The sequence below is a fragment of the Streptomyces sp. NPDC088915 genome, from assembly GCF_044749825.1.
Classification (GTDB): domain Bacteria; phylum Actinomycetota; class Actinomycetes; order Streptomycetales; family Streptomycetaceae; genus Streptomyces.
Genome location: NZ_JBIVIR010000002.1, coordinates 218,996 through 235,530 on the forward strand (window position 1 = coordinate 218,996; position 16,535 = coordinate 235,530).

General features: G+C 70.2%; 14 protein-coding genes. 8 read left to right on the forward strand and 6 right to left on the reverse strand.

Translation table 11 applies throughout. The features are described from left to right. Positions 1-7: 7 nt before the first annotated feature. The 4 genes from ACIP5O_RS04640 to ACIP5O_RS04655 all read right to left on the reverse strand — a co-directional run bounded on the left by ACIP5O_RS04640 (position 8) and on the right by ACIP5O_RS04655 (position 4,353). A complete protein-coding gene (locus tag ACIP5O_RS04640; protein ID WP_401288554.1) occupies positions 8-982 on the reverse strand; it encodes a cation diffusion facilitator family transporter in 975 nt (324 codons plus the stop codon). A gap of 19 nt (positions 983-1,001) precedes the next feature. Further along, the gene (locus ACIP5O_RS04645; protein ID WP_401288556.1) at positions 1,002-1,910 is read right to left on the reverse strand and encodes an acyl-CoA thioesterase; all 909 of its coding nucleotides are present in this window, start codon (positions 1,908-1,910) and stop codon (positions 1,002-1,004) included. Next, positions 1,911-3,068, reverse strand: a complete 1,158-nt coding sequence (locus ACIP5O_RS04650) for an acyl-CoA dehydrogenase family protein (protein ID WP_401288558.1) — start codon at positions 3,066-3,068, stop codon at positions 1,911-1,913. A 76-nt stretch (positions 3,069-3,144) separates the two neighbouring features. After that, a complete protein-coding gene (locus tag ACIP5O_RS04655) occupies positions 3,145-4,353 on the reverse strand; it encodes a helix-turn-helix domain-containing protein (RefSeq protein WP_401288561.1) in 1,209 nt (402 codons plus the stop codon). Between the two features lie 164 nt (positions 4,354-4,517). Here ACIP5O_RS04655 and ACIP5O_RS04660 point away from each other — a divergent pair, with 164 nt between their 5' ends. The 5 genes from ACIP5O_RS04660 to ACIP5O_RS04680 all read left to right on the forward strand — a co-directional run bounded on the left by ACIP5O_RS04660 (position 4,518) and on the right by ACIP5O_RS04680 (position 11,047). Then, on the forward strand, positions 4,518-5,123 hold the full coding sequence (locus ACIP5O_RS04660) for a hypothetical protein (RefSeq protein WP_401288564.1): 606 nt from the start codon (positions 4,518-4,520) through the stop codon (positions 5,121-5,123). A gap of 108 nt (positions 5,124-5,231) precedes the next feature. Then, complete coding sequence (locus ACIP5O_RS04665; RefSeq protein WP_401288566.1) at positions 5,232-6,491, forward strand: ATP/GTP-binding protein; 1,260 nt, start codon at positions 5,232-5,234, stop codon at positions 6,489-6,491. Continuing rightward, positions 6,491-7,150 carry an RloB family protein gene (locus ACIP5O_RS04670; protein ID WP_401288568.1) on the forward strand — a complete coding sequence of 220 codons (660 nt, stop codon included), beginning with the start codon at positions 6,491-6,493 and terminating at the stop codon, positions 7,148-7,150. The genes ACIP5O_RS04665 and ACIP5O_RS04670 overlap by 1 nt, the downstream gene beginning before the upstream one ends. Positions 7,151-7,242: 92 nt before the next feature. Beyond that, a complete protein-coding gene (locus tag ACIP5O_RS04675) occupies positions 7,243-9,843 on the forward strand; it encodes an N-6 DNA methylase (protein WP_401288570.1) in 2,601 nt (866 codons plus the stop codon). Beyond that, complete coding sequence (locus ACIP5O_RS04680; RefSeq protein ID WP_401288572.1) at positions 9,833-11,047, forward strand: restriction endonuclease subunit S; 1,215 nt, start codon at positions 9,833-9,835, stop codon at positions 11,045-11,047. The genes ACIP5O_RS04675 and ACIP5O_RS04680 overlap by 11 nt, the downstream gene beginning before the upstream one ends. Here ACIP5O_RS04680 and ACIP5O_RS04685 read toward each other — a convergent pair. Both ACIP5O_RS04685 and ACIP5O_RS04690 read right to left on the reverse strand, forming a co-directional pair. Next, positions 11,031-11,243, reverse strand: coding sequence for a DUF397 domain-containing protein (locus tag ACIP5O_RS04685; RefSeq protein ID WP_401288575.1), 213 nt, complete (start codon positions 11,241-11,243; stop codon positions 11,031-11,033). The genes ACIP5O_RS04680 and ACIP5O_RS04685 overlap by 17 nt on opposite strands. Further along, positions 11,236-12,030 (reverse strand): Scr1 family TA system antitoxin-like transcriptional regulator, encoded by a 795-nt coding sequence (locus tag ACIP5O_RS04690; protein WP_401288577.1) that lies wholly within the window; start codon positions 12,028-12,030, stop codon positions 11,236-11,238. The genes ACIP5O_RS04685 and ACIP5O_RS04690 overlap by 8 nt, the downstream gene beginning before the upstream one ends. 171 nt (positions 12,031-12,201) lie before the next feature. Here ACIP5O_RS04690 and ACIP5O_RS04695 point away from each other — a divergent pair, with 171 nt between their 5' ends. From ACIP5O_RS04695 to ACIP5O_RS04705, 3 genes are all read left to right on the forward strand, one after another. Beyond that, complete coding sequence (locus tag ACIP5O_RS04695) at positions 12,202-12,555, forward strand: hypothetical protein (protein ID WP_401288580.1); 354 nt, start codon at positions 12,202-12,204, stop codon at positions 12,553-12,555. Next, the gene (locus ACIP5O_RS04700) at positions 12,552-12,866 is read left to right on the forward strand and encodes a hypothetical protein (protein ID WP_401288582.1); all 315 of its coding nucleotides are present in this window, start codon (positions 12,552-12,554) and stop codon (positions 12,864-12,866) included. Before ACIP5O_RS04695 ends, ACIP5O_RS04700 begins: the two co-directional genes overlap by 4 nt. A 100-nt stretch (positions 12,867-12,966) precedes the next feature. Next, a complete protein-coding gene (locus ACIP5O_RS04705; RefSeq protein WP_401288585.1) occupies positions 12,967-16,530 on the forward strand; it encodes a type I restriction endonuclease subunit R in 3,564 nt (1,187 codons plus the stop codon). Positions 16,531-16,535 lie beyond the last annotated feature (5 nt).

The following is a 16,535-nucleotide window of genomic DNA, read 5'->3' on the forward strand; positions in this document are numbered from 1 at the left end:
ACCGGCCTCATTCCGCCCCGGCCCCGCTCTCGCGCCGTCCCCGGCCCGGCGTCGGGTCCAGGTACACCCGGCGGACCGCCGGCACGCGCGCGCGGAGCCGCTCCTCCGCCTCTTCGCAGGCCCGCTCGACCTCCTCGGCCGGGACCCCGTCCCGGAAGTCGATCTTCGCGGCGACCAGGGCCTCGCCCGGCCCCTGGATGAGGGTCGTCAGGTCGAGGACGGCCTCGACCTGCGGGACGGCCAGCAGCTCCGCCCGTACGGCCTCCCGCGTCTCCCTCGGCAGCGGGCGGCCGACGAGCAGCTCGGCGTTGGAGCGGCCGAGCACCCAGGCCACGTACACGAGCAGGGCGCCGATGAGGATCGAGGCGACGCCGTCCCAGACGCCGGAGCCGGTCAGCTGCCCGCCGAGCAGGCCGCCGGCCGCGAGCAGCAGTCCGGCGAGGGCGGCGGAGTCCTCCAGGACGACCGCCTTCACGGTGGTGTCGGGGGTGCGCCGCAGATAGGTGGCGAAGGGCGTCCCCCGCTCCTTCGCCTCGGCCCGGACCTGCCGGACGCCGGTCCGCAGCGAGAAGCCCTCCAGGACGAAGGCGACGGCGAGCACGATGTACGAGACGAGCGGGTCGCCCAGGTCCTCGCCCTTGGTGAGGGTGTGGATCCCGTCGTAGATCGAGAAGACCGCGCCACCGACGAAGGTGGCGACGGCCGCCAGCATCGCCCAGACGTACCGCTCGCCCGCGTATCCGACCGGGTGGTCCTCGTCGACCGGCTTCCCGCTCCGCTTGAGCGCGGTGAGCAGCATGACCTCGGTGACGGTGTCCGCGAGGGAGTGGGCCGCCTCCGACAGCATCGCGCTCGACCCGCTGATGAGGCCGGCCACGGCCTTGGCGACGGCGATCCCGAGGTTCGCCGCCGCCGCCACGAGCACGGTGAAGGTGCTCTCGCCGTTCCCGCCGTCCGTCCCGTCCTTCGCCTCTCGTCCCATGGTCGGAACGTATGCCCGGTCACGGACGCGGCACGCGAACGACACCCTCCTGGATGACCGAGATGGCCAGCTTCCCGTCCCGCGTCCAGATCCGGGCCTGGCCGAGGCCGCGCCCGCCGGCGGAGGAGGGGGACTCCTGGTCGTACAGGAGCCAGTCGTCGGCCCGGAAGGGCCGGTGGAACCACATCGCGTGGTCGAGGGAGGCCCCCACCACGTCCCCGACGGCCCAGCCGCCCCGCCCGTGCGCGAGCAGGACGGAGTCGAGCAGCGTCATGTCGGAGACGTACGTCGCCAGGCAGACGTGCAGGAGCGGGTCGTCGGCCAGCTTGCCGTTGGTGCGGAACCACACCTGCGAGCGCGGTTCGCGCGGCTCCCCGACCGAGCCCCACGGCGGGGTGTCGACGTACCGCAGGTCCACGGCCGCCCGCGCCTCGATCAGACGCCGGGCCACGTCCTCCGGCAGGTGCCGGGGCAGCATTTCGGCGGCCGTCGGCAGCGACTCCGGGTCCGGCGCGGCCGGCGTGTCCGCCTGGTGGTCGAGCCCCTCCTCGTACGCCTGGAAGGAGGCGGAGAGGTGGAAGACCGGCTGGCCGTGCTGGACGGCGACGACCCGGCGGGTGGTGAAGGAGCGCCCGTCCCGGATGCGGTCGACCGAGTAGACGATCGGCGCGCCGGGGTCGCCGGGGCGCAGGAAGTACGCGTGCAGGGAGTGCGCGAGGCGATCGGCGGGCACGGTCCGGCCCGCCGCCACCAGGGCCTGGGCGGCCACCTGGCCGCCGAAGACGCGGGGGACGAGCGAGGACCGGGAGCGCCCCCGGAAGATGTCCCGCTCGATCGGCTCCAGGTCGAGCAGATCGAGCAGGGCGTCCAGGGCCCCGGAGGTTTCCGGAACGGCCCGGACGCCCCGGGCGTCGTGCGCCTCGGGCACTTACAGGCCCATCGACTTCGCGATGATCGACTTCATGATCTCGCTGGTGCCGCCGTAGATGCGGTTGACGCGGTTGTCGGCGTACAGGCGGGCGATCGGGTACTCGTTCATGTAGCCGTAGCCGCCGTGGAGCTGGAGGCAGCGGTCGATGACGCGGTGGGCGACCTCGGTGCAGAACAGCTTGGCGCTCGCGGCCTCGGCCGGGGTCAGCTCGCCCGCGTCCAGGGCCTCCAGGGCGCGGTCCGCGACGGCCTCGGCGGCGTCGACCTCGGCCTGGCAGGCGGCCAGCTCGAACTTGGTGTTCTGGAAGGAGGCGACCGGCTTGCCGAAGACCGTGCGCTCCTGCACGTACTGCTTCGCGAAGCGGACGGCGGCCTTGGCCTGGGCGTAGGCGCCGAAGGCGATGCCCCAGCGCTCGGAGGCCAGGTTGTGGCCCAGGTAGGAGAAGCCCTTGCCCTCCTCGCCGAGCAGGTCCTCGACCGGGACCTTCACGTCGACGAACGCCAGCTCGGCGGTGTCGGAGGTGCGCAGGCCCAGCTTGTCGAGCTTGCGGCCGATCGAGTAGCCCTCGGACTTGGTGTCCACGGCGAAGAGGGAGATGCCGAAGCGGCGGTCCTCGGCCGACGGGGCGGAGGTGCGGGCGCAGACGATCACGCGGTCGGCGTGGACGCCGCCGGTGATGAAGGTCTTGGCGCCGTTGAGGACGTAGTGGGTGCCGTCCTCGGAGAGCTTGGCGGTGGTCTTCATGCCCGCGACGTCGGAGCCGGTGCCCGGCTCGGTCATGGCGAGCGCCCACATCTCCTCGCCGGAGACGAACTTCGGCAGGTAGCGCTTCTTCTGGTCCTCGGTGGCCAGCATCTTCAGGTACGGCAGGGCCAGCAGGACGTGGACGCCGGAGCCGCCGAACTGGACGCCCGCGCGCGAGGTCTCCTCGTAGAGGACCGCCTCGAACTTGTGGGTGTCCAGGCCCGCGCCGCCGAACTCCTCGGGCACGTTGATGCCGAAGATCCCCAGCTCGCCGAGCTTGTGGTAGAAGTCGCGGGGCGCCTGGCCGGCCGCGAACCACTCGTCGTAGACGGGGACGACCTCGGCCTCGATGAAGGCCCGGATGGTGTCCCGGAACGCCTCGTGGTCCTCGTCGAATACGGTACGGCGCACGGTGCGACTCCTCCGGTGTGCGGGCCCAGTTTTCTAAGCGCTTGCTCAGTCTGTCGTCAACGAAGTTACCCAGCGGTCACCCGCCCTGTCCAGACTCCCCGCCTGTGATCCAGGCCCGCTCCACGGAGTCGTACCCGTACACGGGCCGCCCCTCCACCCCGCTCGTCCGAAAGGGCGCACCGTCCTCGTCCCCGATCCGGACCGTGCCCCGGCGCCCCTCCGAGCTCCACTCCAGCTCCAGGTACCAGCGGCAGTCGCACTTTGCCGTCCCCGCCGAGACCAGCAGCTCCCCCGGCTCGGCGGCGCCGACCGCGTACGGGAAGGAGACCGCCGGGAGCGTCCGGCCCTCCTGCCCGGAGGCGTCGTACCCGTCCAGCGCCCGCGCCACCGGCCGCGGCCGGTCCAGGTCCACCTCGAACCGGCGCGGCGTCACCGCCCCGCCGCACCCGTCGTCCATCCGGTACGCCGCCCACGGCAGCGGCGCGCCCCGCTCCACCACCCGCACGTGCAGCGCCTGGAGCACCACCGCCGCCGCGCCCTTGCCCTGCACCGACACCCGCACCAGCGTCTCCCCGCCGTCCACGGCCCCCCGCGCCGCCGCCCAGCTCCGCGCGTCGGCCGTCCCCGGCGGGGGAGGGGGCGTCCGCTCCACGAGGTAGGTGTGCCCGCATCCGTTCTTCCAGAGGTGCGAGGCGACGGTCCACGTCAGCGGGGCCGGCGGTTCGGCGGCCGGCTCCGGGGCCTTCCCGGGCAGGAGTACGACTCCGAGCGTGACCGCTCCCACGACCGCCGACGCCCCGCCGACCAGGCCCGCCCACCCCCGACGGCGCCTCCGGCGCGGGGACGGGAGGTCCGGCGCGGGCGCGGGTTCGGGCGCGGGCTCGGGTGCCGTCTCCGGGGCCGGGGCGGGCTCGGGGTCGGGCTTCGGCTCCGGACCGGGTTCGGGCGCGGGCTCGGGGGCGGGCTTCGGCTCCGGACCGGGCTCGGGCGCCGTCTCCGGGGCCGGTTCCGGAGACGGTTCCGGTGCCGGAGGGCGGCGGGCGCCGTCCGCGCGGGTCCAGGCCGCCTCCAGGGCCCGCCGCTCCTCCTCGTCCGCCCCGCAGAGGAGGGCGAGGCGGTCGACCACGCCGAACTCCTCCGGGACGGTCGCGCCGGAGCAGTAGCGGTGGAGGGTGGACGCGCTGACGCTCAGGCGCCGGCCCAGCGCCTCGTAACTCCTCCCGTCCCGCGCCTTCAGCGCGCGCACGAGCCGCGCGAACTCCTCGACGGCGGCGTCCTTCGGCATTCCATCCCCCTCGGCCCTGCGTCCCACCCTTCACGTCCTTGCACGTCAGCAGGGGTGGAATGGTTCCGGGACGGAGGGCGGACGCGTCACCGTTGCGGGCGGCGGGCATCGCCCCCGACGCTGATGGAGCACTGACCGAACGACCCGACGGGGGATCCACCACCATGAGCACGTTCCGCACCGCACTCGCCACCACCGCCGCTGCCGCCCTGGGCCTCGCGGCCCTCGCCACGGCCCCGGCACAGGCCGCCGACCGGCCCGCCTTCCTCGCCGCCTCCCAGATGCCGCCGTCGTCGACGCCGTGGACCGCCACCCAGGTCTTCACCGGCGTCCCGGAGAACGGCGGCGTCCTGTGCGCCCCGTACAAGATCCCGGCGCAGAACAGCCGCTACCGCGAGTTCAGCACCGAGCTCGACACCAACGGCGTCCAGGTCACCACTGTCGCCCGCACCGAGGCCGACGCCGTGAAGCTGGTCGACACCCTCCGCAAGGCCCTGGCCGGCTGCGGCCCCCTCCTTGAGCAGCAGAACCCGGGCCTGAAGGCCGTCAGCGCCTCCCACGGCAAGATCGACGTCGAGGAGGGCGCCTGGGTCTACAGCCTGGACACCGCCGACCCGCAGATCGGCGCCACCGACATCCACCTCTTCTCCGTCGGCCGCGACGGCCGCACCGTCACCCTGGTCCGCTGGGGTCAGATGGGCGACCTGAAGGACGCCCCGCTGACGGCCTTCCGGACCACGACGAAGACCGCCGTCAACAAGCTCTACTGATCCGAAGGCCCTCCCAAGGGCTCACCACGGCTCCACAGCGGCGCGGCCCGAACCTGGGCGCGCCGCTGTCGTGCGCACCTACTACGCTGGCGGCGGAGAGGGGCCGGCATGCTGCTGAGATTCCGCACGGCCAACGTGCGGTCACTGCGCGACGAGCAGGAACTGACCTTCGTCGTGCCCGAGGACGCGCCGAGCGCAGCCGCCCGACGCGTCGAGCTGCCCGGCGGCGCGGTGGGCGTGCTCCCTCTGATCGGCGTCTTCGGCGCCAACGCCTCGGGCAAGTCGAACGTCCTCGCCGCGATGACGGACATGAGCAGCGCGGTGCAGAACTCCTACGCGCGCTGGGCCTCGTACGACGGCACGGACCGCGTCCCCTTCGCCCTGGACGCCAAGGGGACCGAGGAGTCGAGTTTCTACGAGGTGGACCTCGTCCTCGACGGGATCCGCTGGACGTACGGCTTCGAGCTGGGCTCCGAGCGGGTCGAGGCCGAGTGGCTGCACAGCTACCCCCGCGGTCACCGGCAGGTGTGGCTGGACCGGGATGCCTCTCGGCCCAAGGTCTACGACTGGCCGGGTGCCCGGGTGAAGGACCGCGCCGGCCTGGAGCGGCGCACCCGGCCGAACGCCCTGGTGCTCTCCACGGCCGGCACGGACAACCATCCGCAGCTCACCCCCTTGTTCCACTGGTTCCGCCGGAACCTCTGGCTGATCGACCCCGAGGTCGAGCGCCAGGAACGGGAGACGTTCACGACGCGCCAGCTGTCGGGCGCCCGGGCGCGCCGCATCAACGAACTGCTGCAGGTCGCGGACCTCGGCATCACCGGCGCGGAGACGGTCGAGGGCGGCAAGGGACGTCCGGAGGTACGCCTCACGCACCGGTCCGCCGCGGGGGACGTCTCCCTCGACTGGCGCCACGAGTCGTACGGCACCCGCTCGTGGTTCGCTCTGCTCGGCCCGCTGCTGCTGGCGCTGGACGAAGGCGCTGTACTCCTCGTCGACGAGCTCGACGCCAGCCTGCACCCGCGCTTCGCGGCCGAGGTCGTCAGGCTCTTCCACGACCCCCAGGCCAATCCCAAGGGCGCGCAGCTCGTCTTCACCTCGCACGACCCGTCCGTCCTCACCACACCGAGCGGGGGCCGTCTCCTTGAGCCCGCGCAGGTGTGGCTCACGGAGAAGGACGAGGACGGGGCGACCCAGCTCTACCCGCTGACCGCCGCCTCCCCCGGGGAGGAAGAGGACCTGATGAAGTCCTACCTGGCCGGGGCGTTCGGAGCCGTTCCCGCCTTGCTGGAGGGGCAGATCGCGCGGCGGCTGCTGGCGGCGAACGAGCGGGAACGTGAGTACGAGGCGGAGCGGAGCGGCAGCTGATGGCGCGTACGAGGGGGAAGGACTCGCTGGGGCCCGCGAGCAAGGGGCAGCGGCGGAACAAGATCGTCCACGTCTTCACCGAGGGCCGGGTGACCGAGCCCCAGTACATCGAGATCGTGCGAGACCGGGCCGGTGCGAACGGCATCGAGGTCCGGATTGCCAACGCGACCGCACCCGGTTCGCAGCGCAAGCCCATCACCTTGGTCGACGCGGCGGCGCGGCTGATGCGTGACGAGACACGGGCCGCGAAGAAGGCGAAGCTGGCGGAGAAGTTCTGGCCCGAGGTCTGGTGCCTCTTCGACAGGGATCAACACGAGCAGATTCCTGACGCCTTCAAGCTGGCGAAAGAGGAAGGCGTGCGGATCGCCTTCTCGCACCCCTGCTTCGAGCTCTGGCGACTGCTCCACCACAAGCCGGTCCAGAGCACCTTCGGCGGTGTCTGCGGGGAAGCGGTGAAACTCCTCCCCTTCGCGAACGACGCCGAGAACATCAAGAGCGTCCTGCCCGAGCAGATCCCGAAGGGCAGTTTCGCCCTGGCGAAGAAGCGGGCCCAGGAGATCAACGCCCAGCATCCTGCCCACAAGGCCAAGGACCTGCGAGACCCGTACACGGACGTGTACGAGTTCGTCGAGGAGGGTCTCGGCATCACCGCGTACTGACGGAGGGTGACGGCCCGGGCCCGGGTTATCACCCCGGCCCCGAATCACCGTAGGGTTCCCTGGTCGTATCGGCTCGCAGGGAAGACGGTGACGTGGCCAAGCTCACGCTCGCGCAGTTGGAGCGGCATCTCTTCGCCGCCGCGGACATCCTCCGCGGCACGATGGACGCCTCCGAGTACAAGGACTACATCTTCGGCCTGCTGTTCCTGAAGCGGGCCAACGACGAGTTCGAGGCGGCGCGCGAGCGGATCAAGGAGAACGCTCCGAAGGGCCTGACCGGGGAGCATCTGGAGGGCTGGCTGGAGAAGCCGACCCCTTACATCCTCGACAAAGTCCTCTTCGTCCCGGAGGAGGCCCGCTGGGCCAGGATCTCGTCCGCCACCCACAACATCAACGAGGATTTCCTGCGGCCCGCACTCCAAGCCCTCGAAAGGCAGAACGCCAAGCTCAAGGGCCTCTTCGACCAGCTCGACTTCAACCGCATCGGCGGCGCGGGGGCCACGGCCGGCGCGGCGAAGCTCGCCGACCAGCGGCTGAGGCTGCTGATCGCCCACTTCGGCCGGGTGCGCCTGCGGACGGACGACTTCGAGTTCCCGGACCTGATCGGTGCCGCGTACGAGTACCTGATCAAGGAGTTCGCCGACTCCGCCGGCCGGAAGGGCGGCGAGTTCTACACCCCGCGCGCCGTGGTCCGGATGATGGTCGAGTTGCTCGATCCCAAGGACGGCACGCGGATCTACGACCCCTGCGTCGGCTCGGGCGGCATGCTGATCCACGCCAAGGAGTACGTGGAGGAGCACGGCGGCGACACCACGAACATGTTCTTCGCGGGCCAGGACGCCAACAGTGGCTCCTGGATCATGTCCACGATGAACATGGTGCTGCACGGAGTCGACACCCGCTTCGACCTGCGGACCGGCGACACCCTGTCGGAACCGGCGCACGTCCCAACGTCGGACGACCAGCGTTACGACGGAGTGCTGAGCAATCCGCCGTTCTCCATGGACTACTCGTACGAGAGCTACCCGCACAAGGCGGAGCGGGCGAAGTACGGCGCGACGAGCGAGCGCGGCAAGGCCGACCTGATGTTCCTCCAGCACATGCTCTGGATGACCAAGCAGGAGGGGCCCGGCGGCATGGTCATCACGGTCATGCCGCACGGAGTGCTGTTCCGGGGCGGCGGCGAGCGGGACATCCGAGCCGAGCTGATCGAGAAGGACGCGATCGAGGCGGTCATCGGACTCGCCCCGAACCTCTTCTACGGCACGGGCATCCCCGCCTGCATCCTGGTCCTCCGCCCGCCCGGCAAGAAGGACCGCGACCGGGAGGACCGGGTCCTCTTCATCAACGCGGACCGCGAGTACCACGCGGAGCGGGCGCAGAACGTCCTCCTCCCCGAGCACGCGGAGAAGATCGTCACCACGTTCCGCGCGCGGGAGGACGTGCCCGGCTTCGCCCGGTGGGTCGACCGCGAGGAGCTGCGGGAGAACGATTACAACCTCAACATCCGCCGGTACGTCGACAACACGCCCCCGCCGGAGCCGCAGGACGTGCGGGCCCACCTGACGGGCGGGATGCCGCGCGCCGAGGTCGACGCGAAGCGGGAGCTGCTCGACGCGTACGGGATCCGCCTTGAGGACCTGTTCGCGGAGCGGGACCCGGTGGACCCGGAGTACGTCGACTTCCTCCCGGAGGACGAGCGCCCGGACGCGACCCGGCTGGCGGAGCTGGCGCGCCCCCGCGAGGAGGCCCTGCGGACGGCCTTCGCCAAGTGGTGGGACGAGGAGGCCCGCCACCTGGAGGCCGTCGCCGCCACGGACGAGCGCCTGGCCGGCCTGACCGCCTCGGAGCGCAAGGCGGCGCTCATGGCCGTACGGGGTTCGCTGATCGAGTCCTTCGTGAAGCGGCTCGGCGGGATCGGCCTGCTCGACCGGTACGCGCTCGCGGGCGCGGTGGCCGGCTGGTGGTACGAGGCCAAGTACGACCTGCTGGCCCTCTCGGAGAACGGCTTCGCCGGAGTCCTCGACGGCTGGGTCGAGAACGTCGAGACGATGCTGGCGCCCGAGCAGGACCCGAAGACGCGAAAGCTGCGCAAGCGCACGGCGGCGGAGCGTCGCCAGGCGTACGACCACAAGGTGGTCGCGGCGATCGTCCCCGAGTTCCTGACGGAACTGGCGGAGGCGGACGCCCGCAAGGCTGAGCTGGACGCGCGCTGGAAGGAACTCAACGCGGAGCCGTCGGAGTCGGGGGAGGACGGCGAGACCGAAGGTGACGAGGACGCTGTCACACGGGAGCGGGTCGAGCTGAGCGTGGAGCAGCTGGCGGAGCTGGCGCACGTGAAGAAGGAGCGCACGAAGGCGGCGGCGCGGGTCAAGAAGCTAGAGGCGGAGTTCTGGTTCACCCCGTGGCCGGACCCCGACAAGCTGGCGGAGGACCCGCCGAGGCTGACTGCGGCGCGGCAGCGGTTGGCGGAGGACCCGGAGGGGGAGCGCCGGGTGGTGCTCGAACTACTGCGGGACGATCTGGCGGGGAAGCTGGAGGGGCATGTGGTGCGACGGCGGCGGGAGTTGGTCGACGCGTACGGGGTGTGGGCGGACAAGTACGCGGTTTCGCTACGGGAGATCCGCGCGGAGCGCGAGCGCGCGGCGGCGACGCTGGACGGGTTCCTGAAGGAGCTGGGCTATGTCGGCTGATGCCGAGATCCGCTGGGTTCCCGTACGGGAGGCCGGTGAGGTCCGTATGGGCAAGCAGCTTTCGCCGAGCAGCCGAGAGGCGGCGGAGCAACATCCTTACCTGAGAGTCGCGAACGTCTACGAGGGGCGGATCGACCTGTCTGACGTCAAGACGATGGGCTTTTCGTCGGCGGAGCGTGAGGCATACGGGCTACGTCCGGGGGACATTCTTCTCAATGAAGGCCAGGAGAACCTTCGAATGGTGGGAAGGAGTGCCATCTATACGGGTGAGCCGGGGACGTTCTGTTTTCAGAACACGCTCATTAGGTTCCGTCCTGGTGGTGAGGTTCTTCCAGAGTACGCGCAAGCGGTGTTCGTGCGATGGCGGGCGCAGGGAGTTTTCGCCAGCATTGCGGAGAAGACCAGCATCTCGCACCTTGGCGGAAACCGGTTCGGGTCTCTGTATTTCCCGCTGAGGTCCCTGTCTGAGCAGCGGCGGATCATCGAGGTGATCGACGAGGTTGCGGCACAGGAGCGTGCGATCGAGGCCTCGATCGCGAAGCATCAGGTGGCTCGGGAAGCCACGGCTCAGCAGTACCTCGGTGCTGTTGGGCGGGAGATCCTGCTGGAGAAGGCCCTAGTCTCGCTGGAGGTCGGAGTTGCTTCAGTGGGGCCAGAGGCCATTCCGGCTGCTGGTGAATGGGGCGTTATCAGGCTTGGAGCGGTGACCAGTGGGAAATTCAATTCAATGCAGACGAAAAGACTGCCTGATGGGATTAAATCACGCCCGGAGTATGAGATTCGAAACGAAGACATCCTGATGGTACGCGTCAACGGCTCCGTGGACCTCGTCGGATCGGTATGCGTGGCCGAGAACGTCCCTCCTCGGCTCATGTTGTCGGATCTTGTTTTTCGGCTGACGCCGAAGGCGGACGTTTTCACCGGACGTTACCTGAGCGAAGTGCTGACGGCTCCGTTGGTTCGACGGCGGATTGTAGGCCGTTTTCGGGGTACCAGCGGGCAGTTCCAGCTGCCGAAGTCTGAGCTGAGAACTCTCCCTGTACCCTTTCCGGGTTTGGAGGTCCAGCGGGAGATCTGCCGTGTGCTCGATGGGTTTGACGCCGTGATCGCTCGCGAGGCAGCCGAGCTGGTTAAAACGGGACGGATGAAGCAGGCGCTGGTGGACAAGATGCTCGTGGGGGACGGGGTTACCGTCCGGTCTTGAACGTGGTGATAAAAGAGGACCAGCCAGCCGCAGTGAAGACAAGGACGGGGCCGTGGGGGTTCTTTGAGTCGCGGATCGGAACGCCCGATGGGTAGCCGTCCAGGACCTCGACGCAGCTGCCGCCCTCGGGGCCACTGTGTGACGACTTGCGCCAGCCGTGCAGGGCGGAACTATCGGGGACGGTGTGGTCAGTCACGATCTTCGTAGCCCTTTGCCGTTGCCTTCAGTAGGGCGAGCGATTCCTGGAGCGGAAGCGCGTCGCTCAGCGCAAGATCGTAGGCACCTTGGAGTCGGGTGACCAGCGCGGGTGAGTCGTGGACCGTGCCCACGCTGTTCCCTTCCGAGTACGCAAGGGGCGGCTGGTCCTCGAACCACATCAGGCTCAGCATGCCCTGGAGCAGCTGGTACGCGCCGACGCCGAACGGCAGCACGTGGGCGCGGATGCGCCCCGACTCCACCAGGTCGACCACGTGCGTGATCTGCTCCGCCATGATCTCCCTGCTGCCTACGACCCGCCGCAGCACCGCCTCATCGATCAGCGCCCACACCACCGGTGTTACCGGATCCATCAGCACCTTCGCGCGCTGGAGGCGTGTGACGACGAGCCTGTCACATTCCGCTTCACTCACAGGAGGGTACGACGTGCTCAGAACCGCACGTGCGTACCTATCCGTCTGGAGGATGCCCGGAACGAACGACAAGGCGAACTCGCGGATCACCGTCGCCTGCTGCTCAAGCTCCAGCGCCGCCGCGAAGTAGTCCGCGACCGCTACGTCCTGCTTCGGCAGGAAGCTCTGCAACACATCCCCCGTGTCCAGCGCCCTGTCCAGCCTCCGCGCGTCCTCCGTCGACGGGATCCGGCGACCCGCCTCGATGTGGGCGATGTGCGAGCGCGTCATGATCGCGATGTCGGCCAGCTCCTGCTGCGTGAGGCCGGCCGCCCCGCGCTGCGCCTTCAGCCACTCGCCGTACACGTTGGTCATCGTCAACTCCCTTGTGACAAACACGGCGTCACGCCGAACCCCCTGTTCAGGGTAGCCATGCCGGTCTCACGCTGTGAGGGAATCGCTACAGAGTGCAGTTCCGGCGGGCGGACGAGCCCGGCGGAGCCGCACACGCGAGACCCCCGCGACCGACGCGAACGGTCCGGGGGCGTGGCCCTCAACTACATCGGAGTTGACGACGTGCTGCACGCTATCGCCCGGATGCTCGACCCGCTGCTGCGGCTCCTGTGGCCTCCGCCACCCGGACGCCACCGCCCGCCGCGCGCCCACACCCTCCCCGTACACCCCCTGTCTGAACTCGGACCCAGGCCCGTTCCCATCCCCGAGCCGTATCTCCGGGGAGAGGACAGCCCCCTCGTCCGGCCCTACTTCCTCGCCCACGAGCGCCGCCAGGCTGAGGCCGAGGCCCGGCGGCAGCGAGGCCGCCGCCGGGCGCTCTGGTTCGCCGTGCACGGCGTCGACATCGGCCCCCGCGTCATCCACGGAAGGGAGGTCGCGGCATGATCCGGCACACCACGCAGGCCGCCCGGCTGCTCCCCTGGACCGGTGACGAAGGGAAGCCCTGTTATCTCCTTGGTGACGGGGAGGGCTACGTTTCCCGCGTCGCCGACAACATCGAGAGCGTGCAGCTCGGCATGGCCGCCGACCTCCTCGGGCACGTCGAGGACCTGCTGAGTGACCGGTCGGCGACGCCCGAGCAGCTCCGCTACGTCGTCGCCCGTCTGTCGGAGTCCCTGCGCGAGGTCCACCGCGTCGCCCGGAGCCGAGGAGCCCGTCTGGTCGGGGAAGCGGTTCGCGTCGATCATCCCGAATAGTCGGGACCGCCCGGCGACCTGAACTCTCGCCCGTCCCCAGCCCGTCACGCAGAATGGATCGCCTGCACGGGTGTGGTGGGCGGGCGAGAGGCGTGGGGGAATGGCGACGATGCAGTCCGAGCGGGACGAGGTGGAGCGGCCGACCGTCGCGCAGCTGCGGGCGATGGGCTGGACGCACCTCCCCGGCAAGGACGTCGGCACGCTCGACGTCGACGCGCCGTTCCTCGAAGACCAGCTCACCGAGGCGCTGCGCCGCATCAACGTCCGGGCCGACGACGACCGGCCGTGGATGGACCTGACAGACATCAGGCGGTCGATCTCCGAACTCGCCTTGGTCTCCCTCGGCCACCTCGGCCAGGGTGTCGACAAGGCCAATTTCGCCGCCACCGACCTTCTCCTCAGCGGTCTACTGCTCCCCGGACCGTCCTCCGCGCACGGCGGGCCGTCCGCCACCGTCCAGTACGTCGAGTGGCACGAGGAACGCGCCGACCGGAACGAGTTCACCGTCGTCGACCAGCTCCGTGTACGGAACCGGTCCGGTGACGTGTCGGTCCTCGACGTCGTCCTCTTCGTGAACGGCATTCCGCTCGTCGCCGTCGAGTGCAAGAGCCCCGACCTCGCCGACCCGATCCGCAGCGCGGTCCTCGATCTGCGGCACTACGCCGGATCGCCCCTCCCCGACGACGAGCGGGACCCCGCCGGGCTGCTGCCCGCGGGAGTCCCGGAACTCTTCCGCACGGTGCAGCTGCTCGTGGCCGCGACGGCGGAGACCGCCTACCTCGGCACGATCACCTCCACCCCGGAGCACTTCCACCCGTGGCGGAGCGTCGAGCCGGAGGACCCGGCGGCGCTCATCGCCGAGCTTCCCGACGGCGTCGACCAGCTCAACGAGCGCCACAAGCTGGTGGGCGTCGTCCTGCGCCCGGCGGCGCTGCTCAGGATCGTCCGGCACTACGTCATCCCGATGACCGTCCCGACCGAGTCGGGCGGCGCCCGGACGGTCAAGGCCGTCGCGCGGCACCAGCAGTACCGGGCCGCCGAGAAGGCGGTCCGCAAGCTGCTCACGGGCAAGGCGCGCGGCGGACCGGTGCTCGACGACGAGCGCGGGGGTGTCATCTGGCACACCCAGGGCTCCGGCAAGAGCCTCACCATGACGTTCCTCGTGCGCCGGATGCATCTGCACCACCGGCTCAGCGAGTTCATGGTGGTCGTTGTCACCGACCGGACGCAGTTGCAGGAACAGCTCGCCGCCACCCTGCGGCTGAGCGAGTCCGAGGTGGAGACCGCCAGGAACGCGGCCCAGATGGAGGGGCTGCTGCGGGACGGCGGCCGGCGGGTCGTGTTCGCGATGATCCAGAAGTACGGGGCCGGCGGCTTCACCTTCGCCGGCGAGGCGGAGGAGGACGGCGACGAAAGGGACTTCGCCGCCGAGTACGCCGAGGCGGAGAAGGCCCGGCGGGAGCGGCGCGCGGCGAAACTGCCGCCGGTGCCGAACTTCCCCGAGTGCAACACGTGCCCCAACATCCTCGTCCTCGTCGACGAGGCGCACCGGTCCCACACCAGCTTGCTCCACGCCGCCCTGCGCAAGGCGATCCCCAACGCGGCGAAGATCGGTTTCACCGGCACCCCCATCATGACCGGCAAGGCCGAGGACACCCGCCGGATCTTCAGCGGCGGCCCCGACCGGGGGTTCCTGGACGAGTACCGCATGGCGGACGCCGAGCACGACGGCGTGGTCGTCCGCATCCGCTACGAGGGCCGCACCGGCGAGGGCACGGTTTTCGACCAGGACGGCCTGGACCGGCGCTTCGAGGACCTCATCAAGGACCGCAGCGAGGAGGAGCGGCGCGAGCTGCTCCACCGGTGGCCCACGGAGAGGGACGTCGCCGAGTCGACGCCGATGATCCGTGCCAAGGCCGAGGACATGCTGGAGCACTGGGTGATCACGGTGCTCTCGGGCGGCGGCTTCAAGGCGCAGGTCGCGGCGGTGAGCCGGAAGGCGGCCGTCGAGTACCACCACGCGCTGCGGGCGGCGCGGGACGCCCTGCTGGCCGAGCTGGCCGAGTTCCGTCCGGAGTCGTTCGCCGGGACGCCGATCGAGGAGATGGACCGGCGAACCCGGTACCTCTTCCAGGCGCACCCGTTCCGTTCGCTGCTGCGGCGGATCGACTTCGTGCCGGTCGTCTCGCCCGGCGACGAGCGCAAGCGGCGCGAGTGGCTGCACTGGACGGACTCGGCGCGGCAGGCCGCGTACATCGAGCGGTTCCACAAGGCCTTCCCCGTGCTGCCGTCGGAACCCGACTGGGTCGTCACCACGCCCTTCCACGCCCCGGCGAACGAGAGCCAGGCCCCGGTGGAGACCGGCGGCAACCCGTGGTCGCAGGAGGGCATGGACAAGGCCGGGAAGCCGGCCGCCGAGCCCGACCCCGTGCACCCCGAGAGCCCCATCGCCTTCCTGATCGTCAAGTCCATGCTCCTCACGGGCTTCGACGCCCCGCGCGAGCAGGCGCTCTACCTGGACCGGCCGATCCGGGACGCTGAACTGCTCCAGGCGGTGGCCCGGGTGAACCGGCCCATGCCGGGCAAGGAGATCGGGTACGTCGTCGACTACTACGGAGTCTTCGAGCATCTGACCGAGGCACTTGCCGACTACAAGGCGGCCGACGTCGCCGACACGATGCGCAGCATGTCCGTGGAGGTCGAAGCCCTGAAACCTGAGGCGGAGAAGGTGCGCCGGTACCTCCGCGACCACGCCGGTGTCATCGACGCCGACCTCGTCGACTTCGCCGCCGTGCGGTCCGCCGCCCTGGCCTTCGACGACGAGACCGTCCGCCAGGGCTTCGACCAGGTCCTGCATGAGTTCCTCGCCACGCTGGAGCGGGTCCTTCCGCACGAGCGCGGCCTGGACTACGTGGGCGAGGCCCGCCGCTGGGGGCTGTTGCAGAAGCGGATCCGGACCCTCTACCGCGACGCGGCGGGCGGCGCCTTCACGATGCGCATGTACGGGCGCAAGGTGCGCGCGCTGGTCGCCGAGCACCTGGAAGGCCCGGAGATCGACCAGGTGATCGCCCCCGTGTCGCTGGCGTCGCCGCTGTTCGACGAGAGGGTGCGGGCCATGCCCGCGCGCGAGGCGGCGGCCGAGATGGGCCATGCCCTGCGCTTCCACCTGGAGGAGCGGGTGAAGCGGGAGGACCCGGAGAAGTACGTGAGACTCTCGCAGCGGCTGGAGGAGATCCTGCGGGAGATGCCCGGCCGGTTCGAGGACCAGATCCAGGAGTTCGGGCCGCTCTTCGAGCAGGTGCGCCGGGAAGCCGAGGAGGATCCGAGGCTGGCGGGACTCACTCCGCTGGAGCAGGTGGTGTACCGCCTTCTGGACAAGGACGCGGTGGAGAACCCGGCCATCGACACGAGCAAGGTGGCGGACCTGCGGGACGCAACCCGAGCGGTGTGCGAGACGGCGTCCCGAACCATGGCCAAGGCGTCCTACCAGGAGCAGGATCAGGACGTCCATCTTCTCGCCGGCAAGATCGAGACCACGCTTCTCGACCACGGGATACTGCCGGGCGGTTCGGGATGGGGTCCGTTCAACGCGCTCGCTCAGGGACTCGCGGCGCACGCCAACGACAACCGGGAAAAATTCCTGAAGAGGCTGCGAGGACAATAGGTGGA